The 16,837-nt window shown below is 61.1% G+C and carries 14 protein-coding genes and 1 pseudogene; 6 read left to right on the top strand and 9 right to left on the bottom strand.

Annotated features, from left to right (window positions below; all coding sequences use genetic code 11):
* The 5 genes from AC1DNW_RS34980 to AC1DNW_RS34960 form a co-directional block, all read left to right on the top strand.
* The coding region (locus AC1DNW_RS34980; protein WP_477855712.1) for an ABC transporter permease subunit at positions 1-418 on the top strand (418 nt) is incomplete at its 5' end.
* A 3-nt stretch (positions 419-421) separates the two neighbouring features.
* Positions 422-1,474 (top strand): sn-glycerol-3-phosphate import ATP-binding protein UgpC, encoded by a 1,053-nt coding sequence (locus tag AC1DNW_RS34975; RefSeq protein ID WP_477855711.1) that lies wholly within the window; start codon positions 422-424, stop codon positions 1,472-1,474.
* Between the two features lie 61 nt (positions 1,475-1,535).
* Positions 1,536-2,285: a glycerophosphodiester phosphodiesterase family protein gene (locus tag AC1DNW_RS34970; protein WP_477855714.1), complete on the top strand. Its 750-nt coding sequence runs from the start codon at positions 1,536-1,538 to the stop codon at positions 2,283-2,285.
* A gap of 9 nt (positions 2,286-2,294) precedes the next feature.
* Complete coding sequence (locus AC1DNW_RS34965) at positions 2,295-3,077, top strand: DeoR/GlpR family DNA-binding transcription regulator (protein ID WP_477855710.1); 783 nt, start codon at positions 2,295-2,297, stop codon at positions 3,075-3,077.
* Positions 3,077-3,874: an HAD-IIB family hydrolase gene (locus tag AC1DNW_RS34960; RefSeq protein WP_113509863.1), complete on the top strand. Its 798-nt coding sequence runs from the start codon at positions 3,077-3,079 to the stop codon at positions 3,872-3,874. Before AC1DNW_RS34965 ends, AC1DNW_RS34960 begins: the two co-directional genes overlap by 1 nt.
* A 232-nt stretch (positions 3,875-4,106) precedes the next feature.
* On the opposite strand, the gene AC1DNW_RS34955 is transcribed toward AC1DNW_RS34960, so the two are convergent.
* The 8 genes from AC1DNW_RS34955 to AC1DNW_RS34920 form a co-directional block, all read right to left on the bottom strand.
* On the bottom strand, positions 4,107-6,485 hold the full coding sequence (locus AC1DNW_RS34955) for an aldehyde dehydrogenase family protein (protein WP_477855709.1): 2,379 nt from the start codon (positions 6,483-6,485) through the stop codon (positions 4,107-4,109).
* An 11-nt stretch (positions 6,486-6,496) separates the two neighbouring features.
* Positions 6,497-7,450: a deoxyribose-phosphate aldolase gene (gene deoC / locus AC1DNW_RS34950; RefSeq protein WP_477855708.1), complete on the bottom strand. Its 954-nt coding sequence runs from the start codon at positions 7,448-7,450 to the stop codon at positions 6,497-6,499.
* 31 nt (positions 7,451-7,481) lie between these two features.
* Complete coding sequence (locus AC1DNW_RS34945; RefSeq protein WP_477855707.1) at positions 7,482-8,483, bottom strand: ABC transporter permease; 1,002 nt, start codon at positions 8,481-8,483, stop codon at positions 7,482-7,484.
* A complete protein-coding gene (locus AC1DNW_RS34940) occupies positions 8,476-9,966 on the bottom strand; it encodes a sugar ABC transporter ATP-binding protein (RefSeq protein ID WP_477855706.1) in 1,491 nt (496 codons plus the stop codon). Before AC1DNW_RS34940 ends, AC1DNW_RS34945 begins: the two co-directional genes overlap by 8 nt.
* A complete protein-coding gene (locus AC1DNW_RS34935) occupies positions 9,966-10,952 on the bottom strand; it encodes a sugar-binding transcriptional regulator (RefSeq protein ID WP_477855705.1) in 987 nt (328 codons plus the stop codon). Before AC1DNW_RS34935 ends, AC1DNW_RS34940 begins: the two co-directional genes overlap by 1 nt.
* Positions 10,949-12,466, bottom strand: coding sequence for an FGGY-family carbohydrate kinase (locus tag AC1DNW_RS34930; protein WP_477855704.1), 1,518 nt, complete (start codon positions 12,464-12,466; stop codon positions 10,949-10,951). The genes AC1DNW_RS34935 and AC1DNW_RS34930 overlap by 4 nt, the downstream gene beginning before the upstream one ends.
* 59 nt (positions 12,467-12,525) lie before the next feature.
* Positions 12,526-13,548 (bottom strand): galactitol-1-phosphate 5-dehydrogenase, encoded by a 1,023-nt coding sequence (locus AC1DNW_RS34925; RefSeq protein ID WP_477855703.1) that lies wholly within the window; start codon positions 13,546-13,548, stop codon positions 12,526-12,528.
* A gap of 102 nt (positions 13,549-13,650) precedes the next feature.
* Positions 13,651-14,637 (bottom strand): substrate-binding domain-containing protein, encoded by a 987-nt coding sequence (locus AC1DNW_RS34920; protein WP_477855702.1) that lies wholly within the window; start codon positions 14,635-14,637, stop codon positions 13,651-13,653.
* Between the two features lie 688 nt (positions 14,638-15,325).
* Here AC1DNW_RS34920 and AC1DNW_RS34915 point away from each other — a divergent pair.
* A complete protein-coding gene (locus AC1DNW_RS34915; protein WP_477855713.1) occupies positions 15,326-16,240 on the top strand; it encodes a phosphotriesterase family protein in 915 nt (304 codons plus the stop codon).
* 278 nt (positions 16,241-16,518) lie between these two features.
* On the opposite strand, the pseudogene AC1DNW_RS34910 reads toward AC1DNW_RS34915, so the two are convergent.
* Positions 16,519-16,837 (bottom strand): annotated as a pseudogene (locus AC1DNW_RS34910) (acetyl-CoA C-acetyltransferase); the annotation flags it as partial.

The following is a 16,837-nucleotide window of genomic DNA, read 5'->3' as shown; positions in this document are numbered from 1 at the left end:
CAATTACGGTGGCCTTATCGTTCCGCTGATCGCGTCGGCGACGGCGACATTCCTCTTCCGTCAGTTCTTCCTTACCATACCAGACGAATTGATGGAGGCAGCACGCGTCGATGGCGCGGGACCGATGAAATTCTTCTGGGATATCCTCCTGCCGCTGTCGGTCACCAACATCGCCGCCCTCTTCATCATCCTCTTCGTCCTCGGCTGGAACCAATATCTGTGGCCGTTGATCATCACCACCGATCAGAGCCTCTACACCGTGGTGATGGGTATTCAGCGCATGGCGGCCGTCGCTGACGCCGAGCCGCGTTGGAACCTCGTCATGTCGGCCGTCATCCTCGCAGCTCTTCCCCCTGTCCTCGTCATCGTCGCCATGCAGCRCCTTTTCGTTAAGGGCTTGGTCGAAACGGAGAAATAAGAAATGGCAACGATCAATATAATCGACATCAAGAAGGACTATGGTTCGGTCCCCGCGGTCAAAGGCATCAACCTTTCTGTCGCAGACGGCGAGTTCATTGTTCTGGTTGGTCCCTCGGGCTGCGGAAAATCGACCTTGTTGCGAATGATAGCAGGCTTGGAAACAGTCAGCGGAGGCGCGGTCCAGATCGGCGGACGCAACGTCAACAGGGCAGAGCCTGCCGAACGAGACATCGCCATGGTCTTCCAGAACTATGCGCTTTATCCGCATATGAGCGTCCGCAAGAACCTGGAATACGGTCTGAAAAACCGGGGCACGCCCCGGGCCGAGATTGATCGTCGGATCGCCGAAGTCGCCGATATTCTTGAGATCGCTCCGATGCTCGAGCGAAAGCCGCGCCAACTGTCCGGCGGCCAGCGCCAGCGCGTCGCAATGGGACGCGCCATTGTCCGCGAGCCTGCGGCATTCCTCTTCGACGAACCACTGTCCAATCTCGACGCAAAGCTCAGGGTGCAGATGCGTGTGGAAATTCGCCGACTGCAGCGCCGGCTAAAGACGACCAGCATCTATGTCACCCATGACCAGCTCGAGGCAATGACATTGGCAGATCGCCTCGTGGTGATGAACGGTGGTCTTGTCGAGCAGGTCGGAACACCTGTTGATGTTTACGACCGTCCTGCCAGCCTGTTTGTCGCGAGCTTTATCGGTTCGCCGCCGATGAACATCTTGCCGCTTGACCTCCTCACACGAGCGGATGGTGATGGATTGCTCGCGCTGCCGGTCGGTACGGATACGATCGGCGTTCGACCCGACGACATTTTCACCGGGAAGCCGGGCGAGCCTTCGATCCGCCTCGATGCGACGGTGGAGCTCCTGGAGCCGATCGGCGGCGAAAGCCATTTGCACATCCGCCTGGGCGAGAGTAATCAGACGGCCATTCTGACGGTGCCTGGACGACCCGACCTCGGCGAAGCCACCAGGATCCCGGTCTATATTCGCGTCTCAGCCCTTCATCCTTTCAATCGCCAGACAGGCAAGCGAACAGATAATCCCTGATACGGCGCAGCATAAAAACGACGTCAACAATACCGATCTTTTATTTTGAAAAGTGAACATGATGACACAGCACCTATTGGCTTCGGGTCCGGCAAAAAACGAGATCCAGGCCCATCGCGGCGCATCTGCCGTCGCACCCGAAAACACGATCGCCGGATTCAAGGCGGCAGCTGAACAGGGCGCCCGGTGGGTCGAACTGGACGTGGCGCTTCTCGGCGATGGGACCGCCGTCGTCATTCACGACGTGACGGTCGACCGCTGTTCCTCTTCGAAGGGGCACCTCAAGGACATGACGGCTGCCGATCTCTCGGGGATCGACGCAGGCGCGTGGTTCGGCGAGAGGTTCAAGGGCGAAAGGATCCCGCTGCTTGCCGATGTCGTGCCGGAGCTGGGGCGCCTCGGTCTCAACATCAATGTGGAGATCAAGCAGCATCCGCATCAGACCTCGCTCGAGCAGTTGACGAAGACGGTTCACGAGCATCTTCAAAGCCGTGCAGCGCATACGCAGGTGATGATCTCCAGCTTCGATCCGGATGCACTGCGGGCGATGCATGCGCTGGACGCGAACTATGATCTCGCAATGCTCTGGAGCAAGCTGCCCGAAGACTGGGCCGACCGGCTTGCAACCGTGCCGGCACAGACGATCCACCTCTTGTACAAATCGCTGAGCATCGGCTTCCTGGAAGATGCAGCAAGTCGTGGTATCAAAGTGCGTGCGTGGACCTGCAATGATCCCCGTCTGCTGACGTCCTTCTGGCTGGCCGGACTGACGGGCGTGATAACCGACGATCCGAGCCTTTTTCTGAAGTAGGGACAGCCGATGGCGCAGCGTATGATCTCGGMGCGACAGCGTGAAATCCTGGCATTGATCGAAAACGAGGGGACCCAGTTCATCGAGGAGCTCGCTCGCCGTTATGATCTGACGACGCAGACGATACGCCGCGATATCAACACGCTGTGCGATCTGGGTTTCGCCCGGCGATTTCACGGCGGCGTGGACCTCCCCGTCGAAGGCAGCAATATATCCCTCAATGCGCGCGCGCAGTTGAACAAGCGTGCCAAACGGTCGATCGCCAGGTGTCTGGCCAGCGATATCGGTCCGGACTCGACCGTCTTTCTCGGGATCGGCAGCACGGTTCAATTCGTGGCGGAGGCGTTGCGCGACCACAAGGGCCTGACTGTCGTGACCAACAATATCCATGTGGCGCTGACCCTTTGCGATGCGCCGAGCGTGGAAGTGCATTTGACGGGAGGATTGCTGCGCCATGACGACCGCGACGTGGTCGGCGCCGACGTCATCAAGTTCATCGAGAAGTTCTACGCCAATTATGCCGTCTTTGGTGCCGGTGCGTTGAGCGCGACCAACGGGATTATGGATTTCAGCTATGGTGAGGCGCAGATCACCAATGCGTTGATCGAGAATTCGCAGACGCGCTTTCTCGTAGCCGACGTCAGTAAATGGGAGCGAACGGCGGCTGTTCGCGTCGCTCCGTTCAAGCAACTCAACCGCTTCTACACGGATCGCCTTCCGGACGATTCGCAGAGCAGGCAGGCACTTGCCGCAAGCGGCGTCGAAATCGTCACAAGCGGCGAGGAAAATTGATGACTTTTGTTGATCGAGCTCCATCTGCAGACGAGCTTCGCGGCGTCCGCTATCTCTTCACCGACATTGACGACACGCTGACAACCGAAGGGCAGTTGCTGCCTGAGACCTATCAGATGCTTTGGGATCTGAACGATGCCGGCATTGCGGTCATTCCGGTCACTGGCGGCTCCGCGGGCTGGTGCGAGCACATTGTCCGCGCCTGGCCCGTCAAGGCGGCAATCGGCGAAAGCGGCGCCTTTGCCGTCTTCCGCCGGGGGCGCAATGTGATCTTCGACTATTGGGAGGGGCAGGCAGTTCAGAGCGAGCGACAACGGCGTCATCTCGAAACGGTTGCCGACATTATCGCACACGAGGGCTTGCCCTTTCAGATTGCGCATGACCAAGCCTTTCGGCTGGCAGACGTTGCCATCGATATTGTTGGCCATCCGCCGGCCGAGGTTGACCGCTTGGCGACGTGTCTGCGCGCCCGTTCGGCAACCGTTGCCGTTAGCTCGATCCACATCAACACGTGGATAGGCAATTACGACAAGCGCTCGATGAGTGAGCGTGTCCTGGTCCAGGAGTTTGGCGTGAGCCCGGAAGAGGTTCTGCTGGTGACAGCTTTTGTCGGCGATTCCCGCAACGATGCACCGATGTTCGGCTACATMGGCAATTCCTTCGGCGTGAACAATGTTCTGTCGATATTGCCGGAGTTACCCCATGCCCCTCGATGGATTTCGACCCGGCCTGCGGGTCTCGGCTTTGCGGATATCGGGGAGACCATTCTTGCCGCCGCCAAACATACAAAAGCTTAGAGCCAGGCGCAGTCCCCAAGGACGGGTCATGGAACGCAAAAGCCGCTGATTGATCGCGCGGTCCCACGTCCTTTGCGATGGAGAAGCAATGCGATGAGGTGGGCCGGTAGAAGTCGTCGGATGTTGTACCGGCCCTTTAATTACGGTTGGTTGTCAGACATCTGCCTGGTTCTTGCCGGAGCAATAACTTGTGAAGAAGGAAAGGCGCACGAAAGCGCGCCCTTCGGTTAGGCTACTCGCCATAAGGCAGCCAGATCGTCTTGAGCTGAGAGCTGCGGCGCAGGAACTCTGCACCTTGTCCCTGCCTCGGATCGCGCCAGTCGCGAAGCCTGCCGTTGTCGACCCACGTCGATTTGAGATTGCCGACAGACGCGGCCTCGACCATCGCCGACCCCTCGGCGCTGCCGCAGTACCAGACGGCTGACACGTCGTCGTGCTCGGCCAGCGTTTTGGCTAGCACGTCGCGTTCACCAGTCAGAATGTTGATGACGCCGTCCGGCACGTCCGAGGTCTCGATGACCTGATAAAAACGGGCGGCGATCAGGGGATGGCTCTGCGAAGCGATGGCGACCACGCGGTTTCCGAGCGCGATGGCCGGTAGGATCAGCGACAGCAGCGACAGAAGGGGTGCCTCATCGGGGGCGACGATACCGACCGTGCCATACGGCTCGTTCACCGTCATCGTCACGTGCCGGGACTTGGTGGCAGTTACCGCGCCGTCGAACTTGTCGGCCTGCGCGGCATACCAGAAGGCGCGGCGGATGGTCTGCTCGACCTCGTCCGTGGCCTTCGGGCTGGCGCCAGTCGAGGCCAGCGCCGCCACGAACTCGGCGCTGCGCTGGTTGAGGTTCTCGGCCAGGAAATACAGCACCTGCGCCCTGTTGTGCGCCGTCACGCCGCTCCAGGATGTCGCCTTGTTGGCAGCTTCGACGGCATTCCTGATGTCCTTGCGGTTGGCGAGCGCCGCTTGGCCAAGGACCTGGCCGCCCTTGCCCGTGACGGTATAGCTCTGGCCGCCATCCGCGCGAACCTGTTTGCCGCCGACATAGAGCTTGGAGGTGACGTCGATATTGGGATCCGCCTTGCCTGCTGCCGGCGTAACCAGTGGCTTGAGCGACGGCTCGGGACGCGCCTTCGCCTGTTCGTCCGCCGCAAGCGTCAGATATTCGCCCATGCCGGCGCGGCCGCCTTCGCGGCCAAAGCCGCTCTCGCGGTAGCCGCCGAAGGGGGCTGCGGCATCGAACATGTTGGTGGCGTTGATCCAGACCACGCCGGCCTTGACCCTGGCGGCCAGCTCGATGGCGCGATTGATGTTCTCGGACCAGACGGAGGCGGCCAGGCCGTAGCGCGTGTCGTTGGCCAGCGTCACGGCTTCATCGAGGGTGCGGAAGGTGCCGCTGGTGGCGACCGGGCCGAAGATCTCGACCTGCGAGACCAAGTGAGCTGGCGCGGTGCCGGTGAAGAAGCCAGGGACGCAGAAAAACCCCTTGGAGGGCAGGGGGATGGGAGCGAGATTGAGCGTCGCCCCTTCTTTCTCGCCCGTTGCCAGAAGGCCGTTGATGCGGGCGAGCTGCTTGGCCGAGACGACGGCGCCGATATCCATCGTTTTGTCGAGGGGATCGCCGACGCGCAGCGTGGTCATGCGGTTCTTCAGCTTGTTGAAGAATTTCGGCGCAATGCCCTCCTGCACGAGGATGCGGGATCCGGCGCAGCAAACTTCGCCCTGGTTGAACCATATGGCGTCGACGACACCTTCGACGGCTGCATCCAGATCGGCATCTTCAAGCACGATGAAGGGCGACTTGCCGCCCAGTTCGAGGCTGAGCTTCTTGCCCGAGCCGGCAATCTGTCGTCGGATGATGCGGCCGACATCGGTCGAGCCGGTGAAGGCAACCTTGTCGACATCGGGATGGCCGGCGATCGCGGCACCCGTCTCGCCGTCCCCGTGAACGATGTTGACGACGCCAGGCGGCAGACCGATTTCTTCTAGTACCTCGGCAAAGGCGCAGGCTGTCAGGGGCGTAAGATCGGCCGGTTTAATGACGACGGTGTTTCCGGCAGCCAGCGCCGGGGCGATCTTCCACGCCAGCATCAGCAGCGGGAAGTTCCAGGGGATGATCTGACCGCAGACCCCGACGGCGGTGTGGTTGGGAAATTCGTCGGCCAAGAGTTCGGCCCAGCCGGCATGGTGGTAGAAATGCCGGGCGACGAGCGGAATGTCGATGTCGCGGCTCTCGCGGATCGTCTTGCCGTTGTCCATCGTCTCGAGCACTGAGAAGAAGCGCTCGCGCTTCTGGATGTGCCGGGCAATAGCATAGAGATATTTCGCACGTTCATGGCCCGCAAGGGCCGACCACTTCGGGAAGGCGGCGCGAGCGGCCTTGACCGCGGCTGCAACATCGTCCGCCGTACCCTTGGCGATGCGGCCTATGACCTCTTCCGTCGCAGGGTTGACGACATCGATCAGCGTGCCCTCTGCGGCCATGAACTTGCCGTTGATGTAGTGACCGAGACCGGCCGAGCGGGTCCGCAGCCAAGCGTTGACCTCGGAATTGCTTTCGGGGGCGGGACCGTAATCCATGGTTTGCATGATATCCTTGATGGAAGGCATGGTGGTCGTCCTCATGCTTGCGCGTGGCGATTGGCGGCCGAATAGCGGCCTGTCAGATGATGTTCGAGCTGGCGTTCGATGTCGCCGAGCATGGAGGAGGCGCCGATGCGGAAGAGATCAGGCATGGTGAAACGAGTGCCGAGTTCCTCCTTCATCAGGATCAGCCAGTTCATGGCGTCCTTGGCGGTCTTCAGGCCACCGGCCGGTTTGAAGCCGACGATCTGACCCGTGAGGTCGCGGTAGTCGCGGAGCGCGCGGACCATGGTGAGCGAGACCGGCAGGGTGGCGTTGACCTCCTCCTTGCCGGTCGAGGTCTTGATGAAATCCGAACCTGCCTGCATGGCGACCATCGAGGCCTTGTAAACATTGGAGAGCGAGCGCAGATCGCCTGTAGCCAGAATCGCCTTCATGTGTGCTGGACCGCAAGCCTCGCGCATCGCCCTGATCTCGTCGTAGAGCGCCGTCCAGTTCGCCGTCAGCACATGCTCGCGGGTGATGACGATGTCGATTTCGCGGGCGCCCTGCTCGACGGCATAGCGTATCTCGGCAAGGCGGATGGGCAGCGGGGTGAGGCCGGCGGGAAAGCCGGTGGCGACCGAAGCGACGGGGATGCCAGAGTTGCCAAGCGCCTTGACGGCATGCGGCACCATCGTCGGATAGACGCAGACGGCGCMGACGGTGAGGCTGTCGAGCCCGAGGCTTTCCAACAGGTCGGCGCGGATGGGGGCTTTCGCCTTGGCGCAGAGCCTGATGACGCGGCCTTCCGTGTCGTCGCCGGCGAGCGTGGTCAGGTCGATGCAGGTTATGGCGCGCAGCAGCCAGGCTGCCTGCCATTCCTTCTTGACTGTGCGCCGGGTGGGCAACGTGGCGGCGCGGCGCTCAGCGGCGCTGAGGTTGACCACGTTGCCTTCGAACCAGTCGGTTGTCAGCGGCGTGCCCTGCGGACGGGGAATATGTTCTGTCATTGGTGTTATCCAGTTCCTCAGGCGCGCGGGATCAGCCCCGGCCGCGGCGAATGTCGATGAAGCGGTTCAGCAGAATGGCGGCCACGATGATGAGGCCGGTCACGGTCATCTGGTAGAAGGAGCCAAGGCCGAGCAGGTTGAAGATGTTGCGCAGCACCTGCAGCAGCATCACGGCGAAGAAGGTACCGAGCACGCCGCCGCGGCCGCCGAAGAGTGAGGTTCCGCCGAGAACGACGGCGGCAATGGCGTCCAGTTCGAGGCCCTGGGCAGCAGTCGGCTGGCCAATCCGCAGACGCGAGGTGAGAAGGATGCCGGCAAGCGCGCTCATGATACCCGAAACGGTGAAGACGAGTATCAGGATGCGGGTCGTAGGCAGGCCGGAAAGGCGCGCTGCCTCGGCGTTCCCGCCCGTAGCATAGACAGATTCGCCGAAGACGGTTAGGCGCAGGATGCCGCCGGCGACGACGCAGAGGACGACGAAGATCAAACCCATGGTGCTGATGGACGTGCCGGGAAAGATGGAAACCATCGTCGAGGAAATCGATCCGAAGGCCGGGGGAAGGCCGGAGACCGGCACGCCGTCCGTCAGCAGGTAGGTGACGCCGCGGAAGGAAACGAGGCCGGCCAGCGAGACGATGAAGCTCGGTACTTCGGCAATCGCCGTGATCAGGCCGATGACGGCGCCCGCCAAGGCGCCGACAAGGATCGTCAGGAACAGTGCCGGCACAACAGGCATTCCGGCCGCCAGGAGCACGGCAACCAGCATGCCGGAGAGCGCCGTGACCGAGCCKACCGAGAGGTCGATGTTGCCCGTCAGGATGACGAAGGTCATGCCGATGGCGACAACGCCGGTGACGGTCGCCTGCTGGAACAGGTTGGAGATATTCACCGGCGTCAGGAAGTTTGGCGACAGGATCGCCGCGATCGCGACGACTACCAGGAAGATCACGATGAAATTGTATTCGATCGCCAGATCGACGATGCGGCGCGGGGAGCGCAGCATCGGCGACGTACCCGTCACGGTGTCAGTCATGGTAGTCTTCTCCCAGAATCTGGTGTTTCAGGATGGTGTCCTGATCGGTCTTCGCCGGATCGAACCGGGCGATGTTGCGGCCTTCATGGAAGACCCAGATGGTGTCGCAGGCCGCATAGAGCTCCTCCAGCTCGGAGGAAGCGACGATGACAGCCGCGCCCTTGGCGGCCAGCTGTTCTACCAGTCGGTAGAGATCGGCCTTGGCGCCGATGTCGAGGCCGCGGGACGGCTCGTCGAGCAGGAGAAGTTGTGCGCCCTTGATGATCCATTTGGCGAGGACGACCTTCTGCTGGTTTCCGCCCGAGAGCTGGATGATCTTCTGCTCCGGCGCACCGTACTTGGTCGAGAGCTGCTTGAGGACGGGGATCGCCTGTGACTTCATCTGGCCGTGGCGGGCAAGGAACTTGCCCTGCATGCTCGGCAGCATGGCGTTGCGGTAGATCGGTGCGTCGAGGATCAGCCCCTCGGTCTTGCGGTTTTCCGGCACGAGCCCGAGCCCGGCGCGAATGGCATCGCGCGGGGACCGTGGCCGGAAGGGCTTGCCGTGGAGGGACATCTGGGCGTTGCTGCTGTCGGCACCGAACAATGCCTTCAGAAACGAGGTCCGGCCGGACCCGTTGAGACCTGTCAAACCTGCGATCTCGCCGCGGCGCAGCTCGAAATTGCTGATATTGAGACCCTGTGCGCCTGTCAGCCGATCGACCTTCAGCACCACCTCGCCTGTGACGGGCGGCCGGTCCTGCCGTTCCACCAGAGCGCGGTTGCGGCCGAGAATGGCTTCGACTAGCGCGCTGTCGGGCGTGCCCGCTACATCGAAAGTCTCGATTGTCTGTCCGCCGCGCAACACGGTGACGCGGTCGCCGATCTCACGCAGCTCGCCGAGTCGATGGCTGACATACAGAATGGCGACGCCCTGGGCGGTAAGTTCGCGGATAACGCGGAAGACGGCCTTCAGTTCGTTCTCGTTCAGCGCGGCTGAGGGCTCGTCCATGATAATGACCTTGGCATCGCGCGTGAGCGATCGGGCAATCGCCGTCAGCTGCTGGTTGGCGATCGACAGGCTGCCGACGCGGTCATCCGGCGAGAAGCTCGCGCCGACGCGGGCAAGCGCCTCCCCGGCGCGCTGGCGGCGGTTGCCTTTCCTGAGGAAGCAGTAGCGTGCCGGCGGATGGCCGAGGAAGAGGTTCTCGGCAACGGTCAGCTGCGGTACGAGATCGAGTTCCTGGTAGATCATCGAAATGCCCGATGCCGCCGCTTCCGAGGGCGTCCGGAAGGTGACCTTTTTGCCATTAACCTTTATCTCGCCGCCCGAGGGCGACAGGGCGCCGGCGATCAACTTGAGGAATGTCGATTTGCCGGCGCCGTTGGCGCCGAGCAGGCAGTGCACCTCTCCCTTGCGGACCGTCAGATTGGCCTCTGCAAGCGCCACGATCTGTGGCGGAAATCGCTTGGACAAGCCTTCGATATGAAGCACGTCCTCCATTAGGCTGTCTCCTCCAATATGCGCAACGCGGTTCCCTCGTCGGTGACCAGGTMCGTCACGTAGCCGGCCCTAAGACAAGCTGCCGCAATCAGATGCTTGTCCTCGCCGGCGGCGACGCCGATGACGCGAGCCTTGTTGGCAAGCGCTTCGAGCCTGAGGCCGATGGTGCGGTCGTCGAGATTGCGATCGGCGATCTTCCCCTTCCGATCGACGAAGCGTCCCATGATGTCGCCGACGGAGTTGAGTGCACGCAGGCCGGCAATGTCTCCGTCATCAAGATAACCCGAAGCAAGCAGCACGGACTGATGGCTGAGGCCGCCAAGACCGAAACAGACGATTGGAGCTTCTTCCGCAAGCTGTAGCACGCGCTCGATAATCGGATCTCTTTCGAGCGCATCGCGGGTGGTGCGCGAGCCGAGGATCGCCGGTACGGGCAGCAGCGTGGCGCGGCCGCCTGCCGACTGCGCGATTTCTTCAGCAACGGCAGAATTGCGGCTGGTGGTGGTGGTGAGCGCAGTCGAACCATTAACGAGCACGACATGCAGGCCGGGGCACCAGTCCTTCGGCAGGGCGCGGGCAACGGCCGCCATGGTGCGCCCCCAGCTCACGCCCATCAGTGTAGGTTTTGGGCTGAGACTTGCGAGGTGCGTGGCGGCCGCCTGGGCGACGCTATCGATGATCAGCGTCTGGTCGTCGATCTCGCCCGTTGGCACGACGATCGCCTCGCGCACGCCAAACTGCCGATGCAACTCGACTTCCAGCGACGTTCTGCGCCCCGCCCGTGGGGTAATCTCGATGCGGACAATGCCCGCCTCCTTCGATTCCGTCAGCAGCTTACCGACCTGCCAACGGGTCAGGCCAAGTTMATTTGCGATCTCCGACTGCGTGCGGTCGAGGTCGTAATAGAGCTTGGCGACCTGAACCATCAGGTGGTCACGCTGCTCGTTGATCGGCAGGCGCGCAGAATAGGGATTTCTCTCGCTCATGAAAGCGATCCCATCTGCCGCTGGGCGAGTTGATGCAAGACTGGTCGCAGTTGCGCGGTCGCTTCCCGGTAGAGCGCGAGGGTGTCGGCGAACCAGTCGGCGCGGCGCGGGTCGGGAAGCAACTCGATGCCCGGCACGACGCAGGCCTTCGCCGCCGTCTTCAGATCAGGAAAGACGCCGATCGCCGAGGCGGCCGCGACAGCGGTGCCGACGAGCGAAAGATTGTCCTCCCGCACCACCTGCACCGGCAGGCCCATGGCATCGACGGTTGCCTGCAGCCAGGCGGCATTCTTAACGATGCCGCCCGCCATCATCACGCGGTCGATAACGACACCATGCGATTTCAGGACGGAAATGATATTGGCCGACCCGAGCGCGATGGAATCAACGGCCGCCGCATAGATATCTGCCCGGGTATGGCCGAGCGTCAGTCCCATCAAAGCGCCCCGAAGGGCACCATCGCGGTAGGGTGTCCGGTTGCCCATCATGTAGTCCAGTGCCAACAGGCCATGGGAGTGATCAGGTTTGGCGGCGACTTTGGAGATCAGTGCCGCATGGCCGTCACCGTCAAGGCCGAACATCTCGCCAGCGAGCCAATTCAGCATGGAACCCGCGGCAACCTGGCCGCATTCGACGAGCCAGCGGTCGTCGGTCAATGCATTGGGATAGGGACCCCAGAAACCGGAGACGTCACCTTTCTCGGCCAGTTGCACCAATTGGACGATCGAGGTGCCGCCGATGAACAACATACTGCCGGGCTCCACCGTGTCGGCACCGAGAATGCCGATATGGGCGTCGATGCCACCCTGGGCGACGACGGGGCAATTCTCAAGTTCCAGATCGGCCGCCATGTCGGGGCGCATACGGCCGATGATACCGCCGACCGGGACGATGCGCTGCGGCAACCGGTCGATGAGATCCGGAATGCCGAGCGCCTCGTATATCTCCGGCACGAAGCGATGGCTCTCGCTGTCGTAATTCCACTTGCACGCCGCGTTCATGCGCGAGCCGACCCATTCGCCGGTCAGGTCGAAATTCACGTAATCAAGCGCTTCGCAAACGATTTCGGCCTTCGCCCAGACATCCGGCTGATTCCGCTTCAGCCACATCGATTTTGGCACGAGCCACTCGACAGCATCCGAGCCGCCACAGAAGCGCATGACAGGATGTTCCAGGGTCGTAGTCCGGTCACTTTCGGCCTGGGCGCGGCAATCCATCCACAGCAGGGCGGGCGACAGTGGYGTGCCATCGCGCTTGCAGACCGCGACGGTGGAGGCTGTCGTGGCGCAACAGACAGCATCGAGGGTCGTGCGTCCCGTCTTTCGCAGCACGTCACGGCCGGCGGCGCGCAGGGCAGTCCGCCAGTCCTCCGGCGATTGCTCTGCCCATCCCGCACGCGGGTAATGCGTGGCATATGCCGCGTCGGACTGACCGAGCATTCGGCGCTGTTCGGTATCGTAGACGCCGGCCCGAACGCCGCCTGTGCCAAAATCGAAGCTCAGTATATGAGCCATGCGAACTATCCTCCCACCTGCTCCTCCAGGCAGTCCCGGCCGTTGGCCGGAACGACCGATCAGGGACGGAACATGATCTTCGAGAAGAAGAAGCTACGATCCGTCCTGATGCGCTCGAAAATCGCAGGCAGCTCCTCCAGCCCCTGTTCGTGCGTGATCATGAATTCCCATTTCAGCGCGCCACTCGCAAGCTTCTCCAGTGTCACGGTCCACTGTGGACCAGGATAAGGGGCACCAAAAGAGTTCCAGGAGCCGTGCAGCGACACTTCCTGGCGCAGGAAATGCTGGAAGGACGCATTTGCGAGCGGCACTTCACCGACGGGAATGCCGATAAAGACGACGTGGCCAGCGGGGGCTGCGAGCTTGACGGCTGTGTTAATGGAGCTCGGATGACCGGCGGCCTCTACGATGAGGTTGGCAAGCAGCCCTTTGGGGACTTCGTCTGTCGATAGAAGTGTGTGTGTGGCGCCGGCTTCCCGCGCCATTGCGAGCTTTTCTTCCGAAACGTCGATGGCGACGACTTCGGTGGCGCCCATCAGCAGCATCCACTGGATGGCGAAAAGACCGATCGGGCCGCAGCCGATGACTGCGCCGCGATCGCCCATCTTGACGCCACCGGCTTTCCAAATCGCATGAAGCGCGATCGAGGCGGGGTCGACCATTGCGGCAGCGCGTGGATCGCAACCATCGGGAACCTTCAGCAGATTGGCGACTGGAGCGCAGACATATTCGGCATAAGCGCCGTCGCGGCGCGAACCAAAATAGTCATAGTCCCGGCAGCGCGAGAAATTGCCGGTGACGCACTGGTCACATTTGCCGCAGGGCAACATCGGCGGCACCGTGACAAGATCGCCTTCAACGAAACCGCTGACGTCCGTGCCGATAGCTTCGATACGCCCCGAAAACTCATGCCCGCAGATGATCGGCATCTTGTGGGCACCCTTACTCAGCATGCGCGGCAGATCGGAACCGCACACACCGACGGCCGCGACCTTCAGTAAAACCTCGTTTGCATCCGGGACGGGTTTTCTGACGTCCTCCAGCCTGATGTCGCCTGGTGTGTAAAGTACGGCTGCACGCATGAAATAGATCCTTCGAATGCGGATAGGCGATCAGCCGATCGATCGGGATCGGCGGTTCGGTGGCCCGGAGGTATTCATCCCTCCGGGCCACTTGGGAGGTCGTTACTTGTTGAGCACCGTCGGCCGGTATTCCGCGAAAAGGCCAGCGTGGGGGACCTTTGAGACGGTATCTGCAGTCACCAAGACCGAACCTGCATCGACAAACTTCGGAACCGGCTTCTTTGCGGCAGCCTCTCGAGCCACCTGAATGGTGACGTCGCCAAGATACTGAGGATCGTTCAAGGCCGTCGCAATGAACTGCCCGTTCGGCCCGATGGCATTCAGCGCTTCCGACAACCCGTCGACGCCCGCAACGAAGACGTCGTTACGATTATTCTCCTTGAGCACCTGTAGTGCACCGAGCGCCATGTCGTCGTTGTGGGCGTAAACCACCTTGACGTCCGAGTTTGCCTGCAACAGATCTTGCATGGCGGTAACGGCGTTTGCGCGGATATATTCGGCATAGGGGCCTTCGACGATCTTGGCGTCGCTCGCCTTGATCGCATCGTGGAAGCCGTCGCGAYGGTCCATCATGACGGCGCCGCCGGCGTCGCCTTGGATTTCGATGATCTTCGCGCCGGTCACGCCTGCTGCCTTCAGTTTCGCAACGACGGCTTCGCCGACCAGCTTACCCATCGCCTTGTTGTCCCGGCCAACGTGGGCGGCCACCTTGCCGCCATTGACCGGGCGATCGACCGTGATGACCGGTATACCGGCCGCTGCGGCCGCATCAAGCGAAGGGCCGACGGCATCCGGGTTGACCGGATTGATGATCATTGCGTCGACGCCCTGTGTGATCAGGTCTTGGATGTCGTTGTTTTGCTTGGTGACGTCGCCATTGGCATCGAGAAAGACGAGCGTGTCGCCAGAAGCCTTGGCGGCGGCTTCAGCGCCAGTCTTCAGTTGGACGTAGAATGGCGACTGCAGCGTGACCTGACTGAAGCCGATCTTCAGGTCCTTGGCCTGCGCCGTTGCGCCGCTCATCGAAAGGAGCGCCAGTGCGGACACGGCTGCAGAAAAACTGGCAATAAGTGCACGACGAGTATTCATTGGAACCTCCCAAATGATCAAGGACAGATTGCCCTCCCGGCAATCAGCATTTGTGATATTAAATCACTTCCGCTGCTTTCAGCCGAACATAGTCGTCGTTTTTCTGTCAATCGCGTTTGGCAAGGAAGCGGGAAAAACTATCTATCCATCTGGAATACAACGAAAATTTCTTGTTCAGTGAGAACTTCTCGGTCTCTGGATTCGAAATTGGTGGCGGATCGATCCATGTGAGTGAGAATTTGACGGCTTTCCGATTCCTGCATTTGTTGGATTTTTATGATCGATCCGATTGGCGGAATTGCACATTGGGTATCTGTCGACACCCAGGATGTAGAAATGTCGTCTTGGTAGGATCGTGCGGATGCGGGAAGTCTAGCCGGCCGGTGGACTTGGCTCGAAGCGAACCAGCCTTTATGATCTCCAACAGATCGGCCTCCGCCTCAACGAGCTCGCGTACCTTCTCCTTCGAATGTCCCTGCCGATACCACGACGACCTTAAGCCCGAAGTTGCTCAGCAGCCCACGCATATCGAAGCTATTAGGAAGTGGCGCGAAGCCGATTACCCCATCTATGCTGAAAGCTGCGATACGCTTCTTTACACGCTCTTGGGGATCAGTTTGGCGATCGCCACTTCATTATATGTCCTGTACAGTCACCGTTGTGCCAAATCCGACGGAAGCCTCAAATGATGACGCAGATTTACACCACTCTGGGGCCAAGGCGCCGCGACGAAGTCGGGATGATTCTCCCGCACGAGCATGTGTTCGTCGATCTTAGAACGCCCGACCAACCAGGCTACGCAGAGGCGGAGATAGACGCAGTCGTGGCACTGATGGTCCCGCAGATTGAGGCGATCAAACGGCAAGGCATAACACTGCTCGTAGAGTGTACGACGGGGGGCGTAGGAAGACGTGCGGACATCGATCTCGCCGTGTCGAAGGCAGCCGATTTTCCGATCGTCGTCCCGACCGGCAACTACCGCGAACCGTGGATACCCGCCTGGGTGGCAGAGGCTAATGAGGACGATCTTGAACAATGGATGGTCAGCGAGCTTACCGAAGGAATCGAGGACACTGGCGTCTTGGCGGGATGGATCAAGCTCAGCGCTGGCGACGACGGGATCTCGCCTCTCGAAGCCCGCATTCTCCGCGCGGCAGCAAGAGCATCCGTGCAGACCAATGCCGTGATCGGCTCCCACACGATCCGGGGAAGGGTTGTGATGGAGCAGTTGGACATTCTTCAGTCGGAGGGCTGCTCACCAGAGCGCTTTATATCGATCCATACCCAGGAGGAAAGGGACTTCGGGCTTCACCGGGCATTGGTGGAGCGCGGTGCGTGGATCGAATACGACCATGTCGGGAGGGCGCCCGACGAGGATCTGGTCGCAATGATAATGCGCGCCCTTGAAAACGGCCTTGGCGAGAAGTTGCTCATAAGCCACGATCTCGGCTGGTATGATCCGGCGCAACCCGGTGGTGGAACCCCGAGACCTTACACGCATCTTGTCGAGAGCCTTCTGCCATCGCTCAAAGTCGCGGGCGCAAGCCAGGATGCGATCCGGCAACTCACCGAAGTCAATCCGTTTGAGGCATTCGCACGCTGAAGCAAGGCTTCGACTGTCACCGAAAAGCGAATTGGTCGTAATCGCAAGTCGACGGCTCATATGCGTTCAAGAGCGACGGTTGGATGTCCTTGACCGCAAACGACCTGATATTTGGGTAGTGACGCGGAATATCAGGCGCGTCGCGCTTAATCTACCCTTCGCTTCCTCAACGAAGAAGGCGCGGCTTGCGTAAATAGCAGCTCAAAACATGCCTGCCGATCTCATCAGGTTCTGGCGACCACGATAAAGAGTTCGTGCAGCTCGATGGTTATTCCTGCTCAAAACGCCTCGAAGCACATGGCGACACCCATGCCGCCGCCAATGCATAATGTGGCAAGACCTTTCCTGGCGCCGCGGCRCTTCATCTCGAAAAGCAGCGTGTTGAGGACGCGCGCGCCCGACGCACCGATCGGATGACCGATGGCGATCGCGCCGCCGTTGACGTTGACGATAGCAGGATCCCAGCCGAGATCCTTGTTGACGGCACAGGCCTGGGCCGCGAAGGCCTCATTGGCTTCGACGAGGTCGAGATCGCCGACGGACCAGCCGGCCTTTTCCAGCGCCTTGCGGGAGGCCGGGATCGGGCCGGTTCCCATG

It is taken from the genome of Rhizobium sp. 05L429 (genome assembly GCF_056397645.1).
This window is presented reverse-complemented; position numbering and strand designations above follow the sequence as displayed.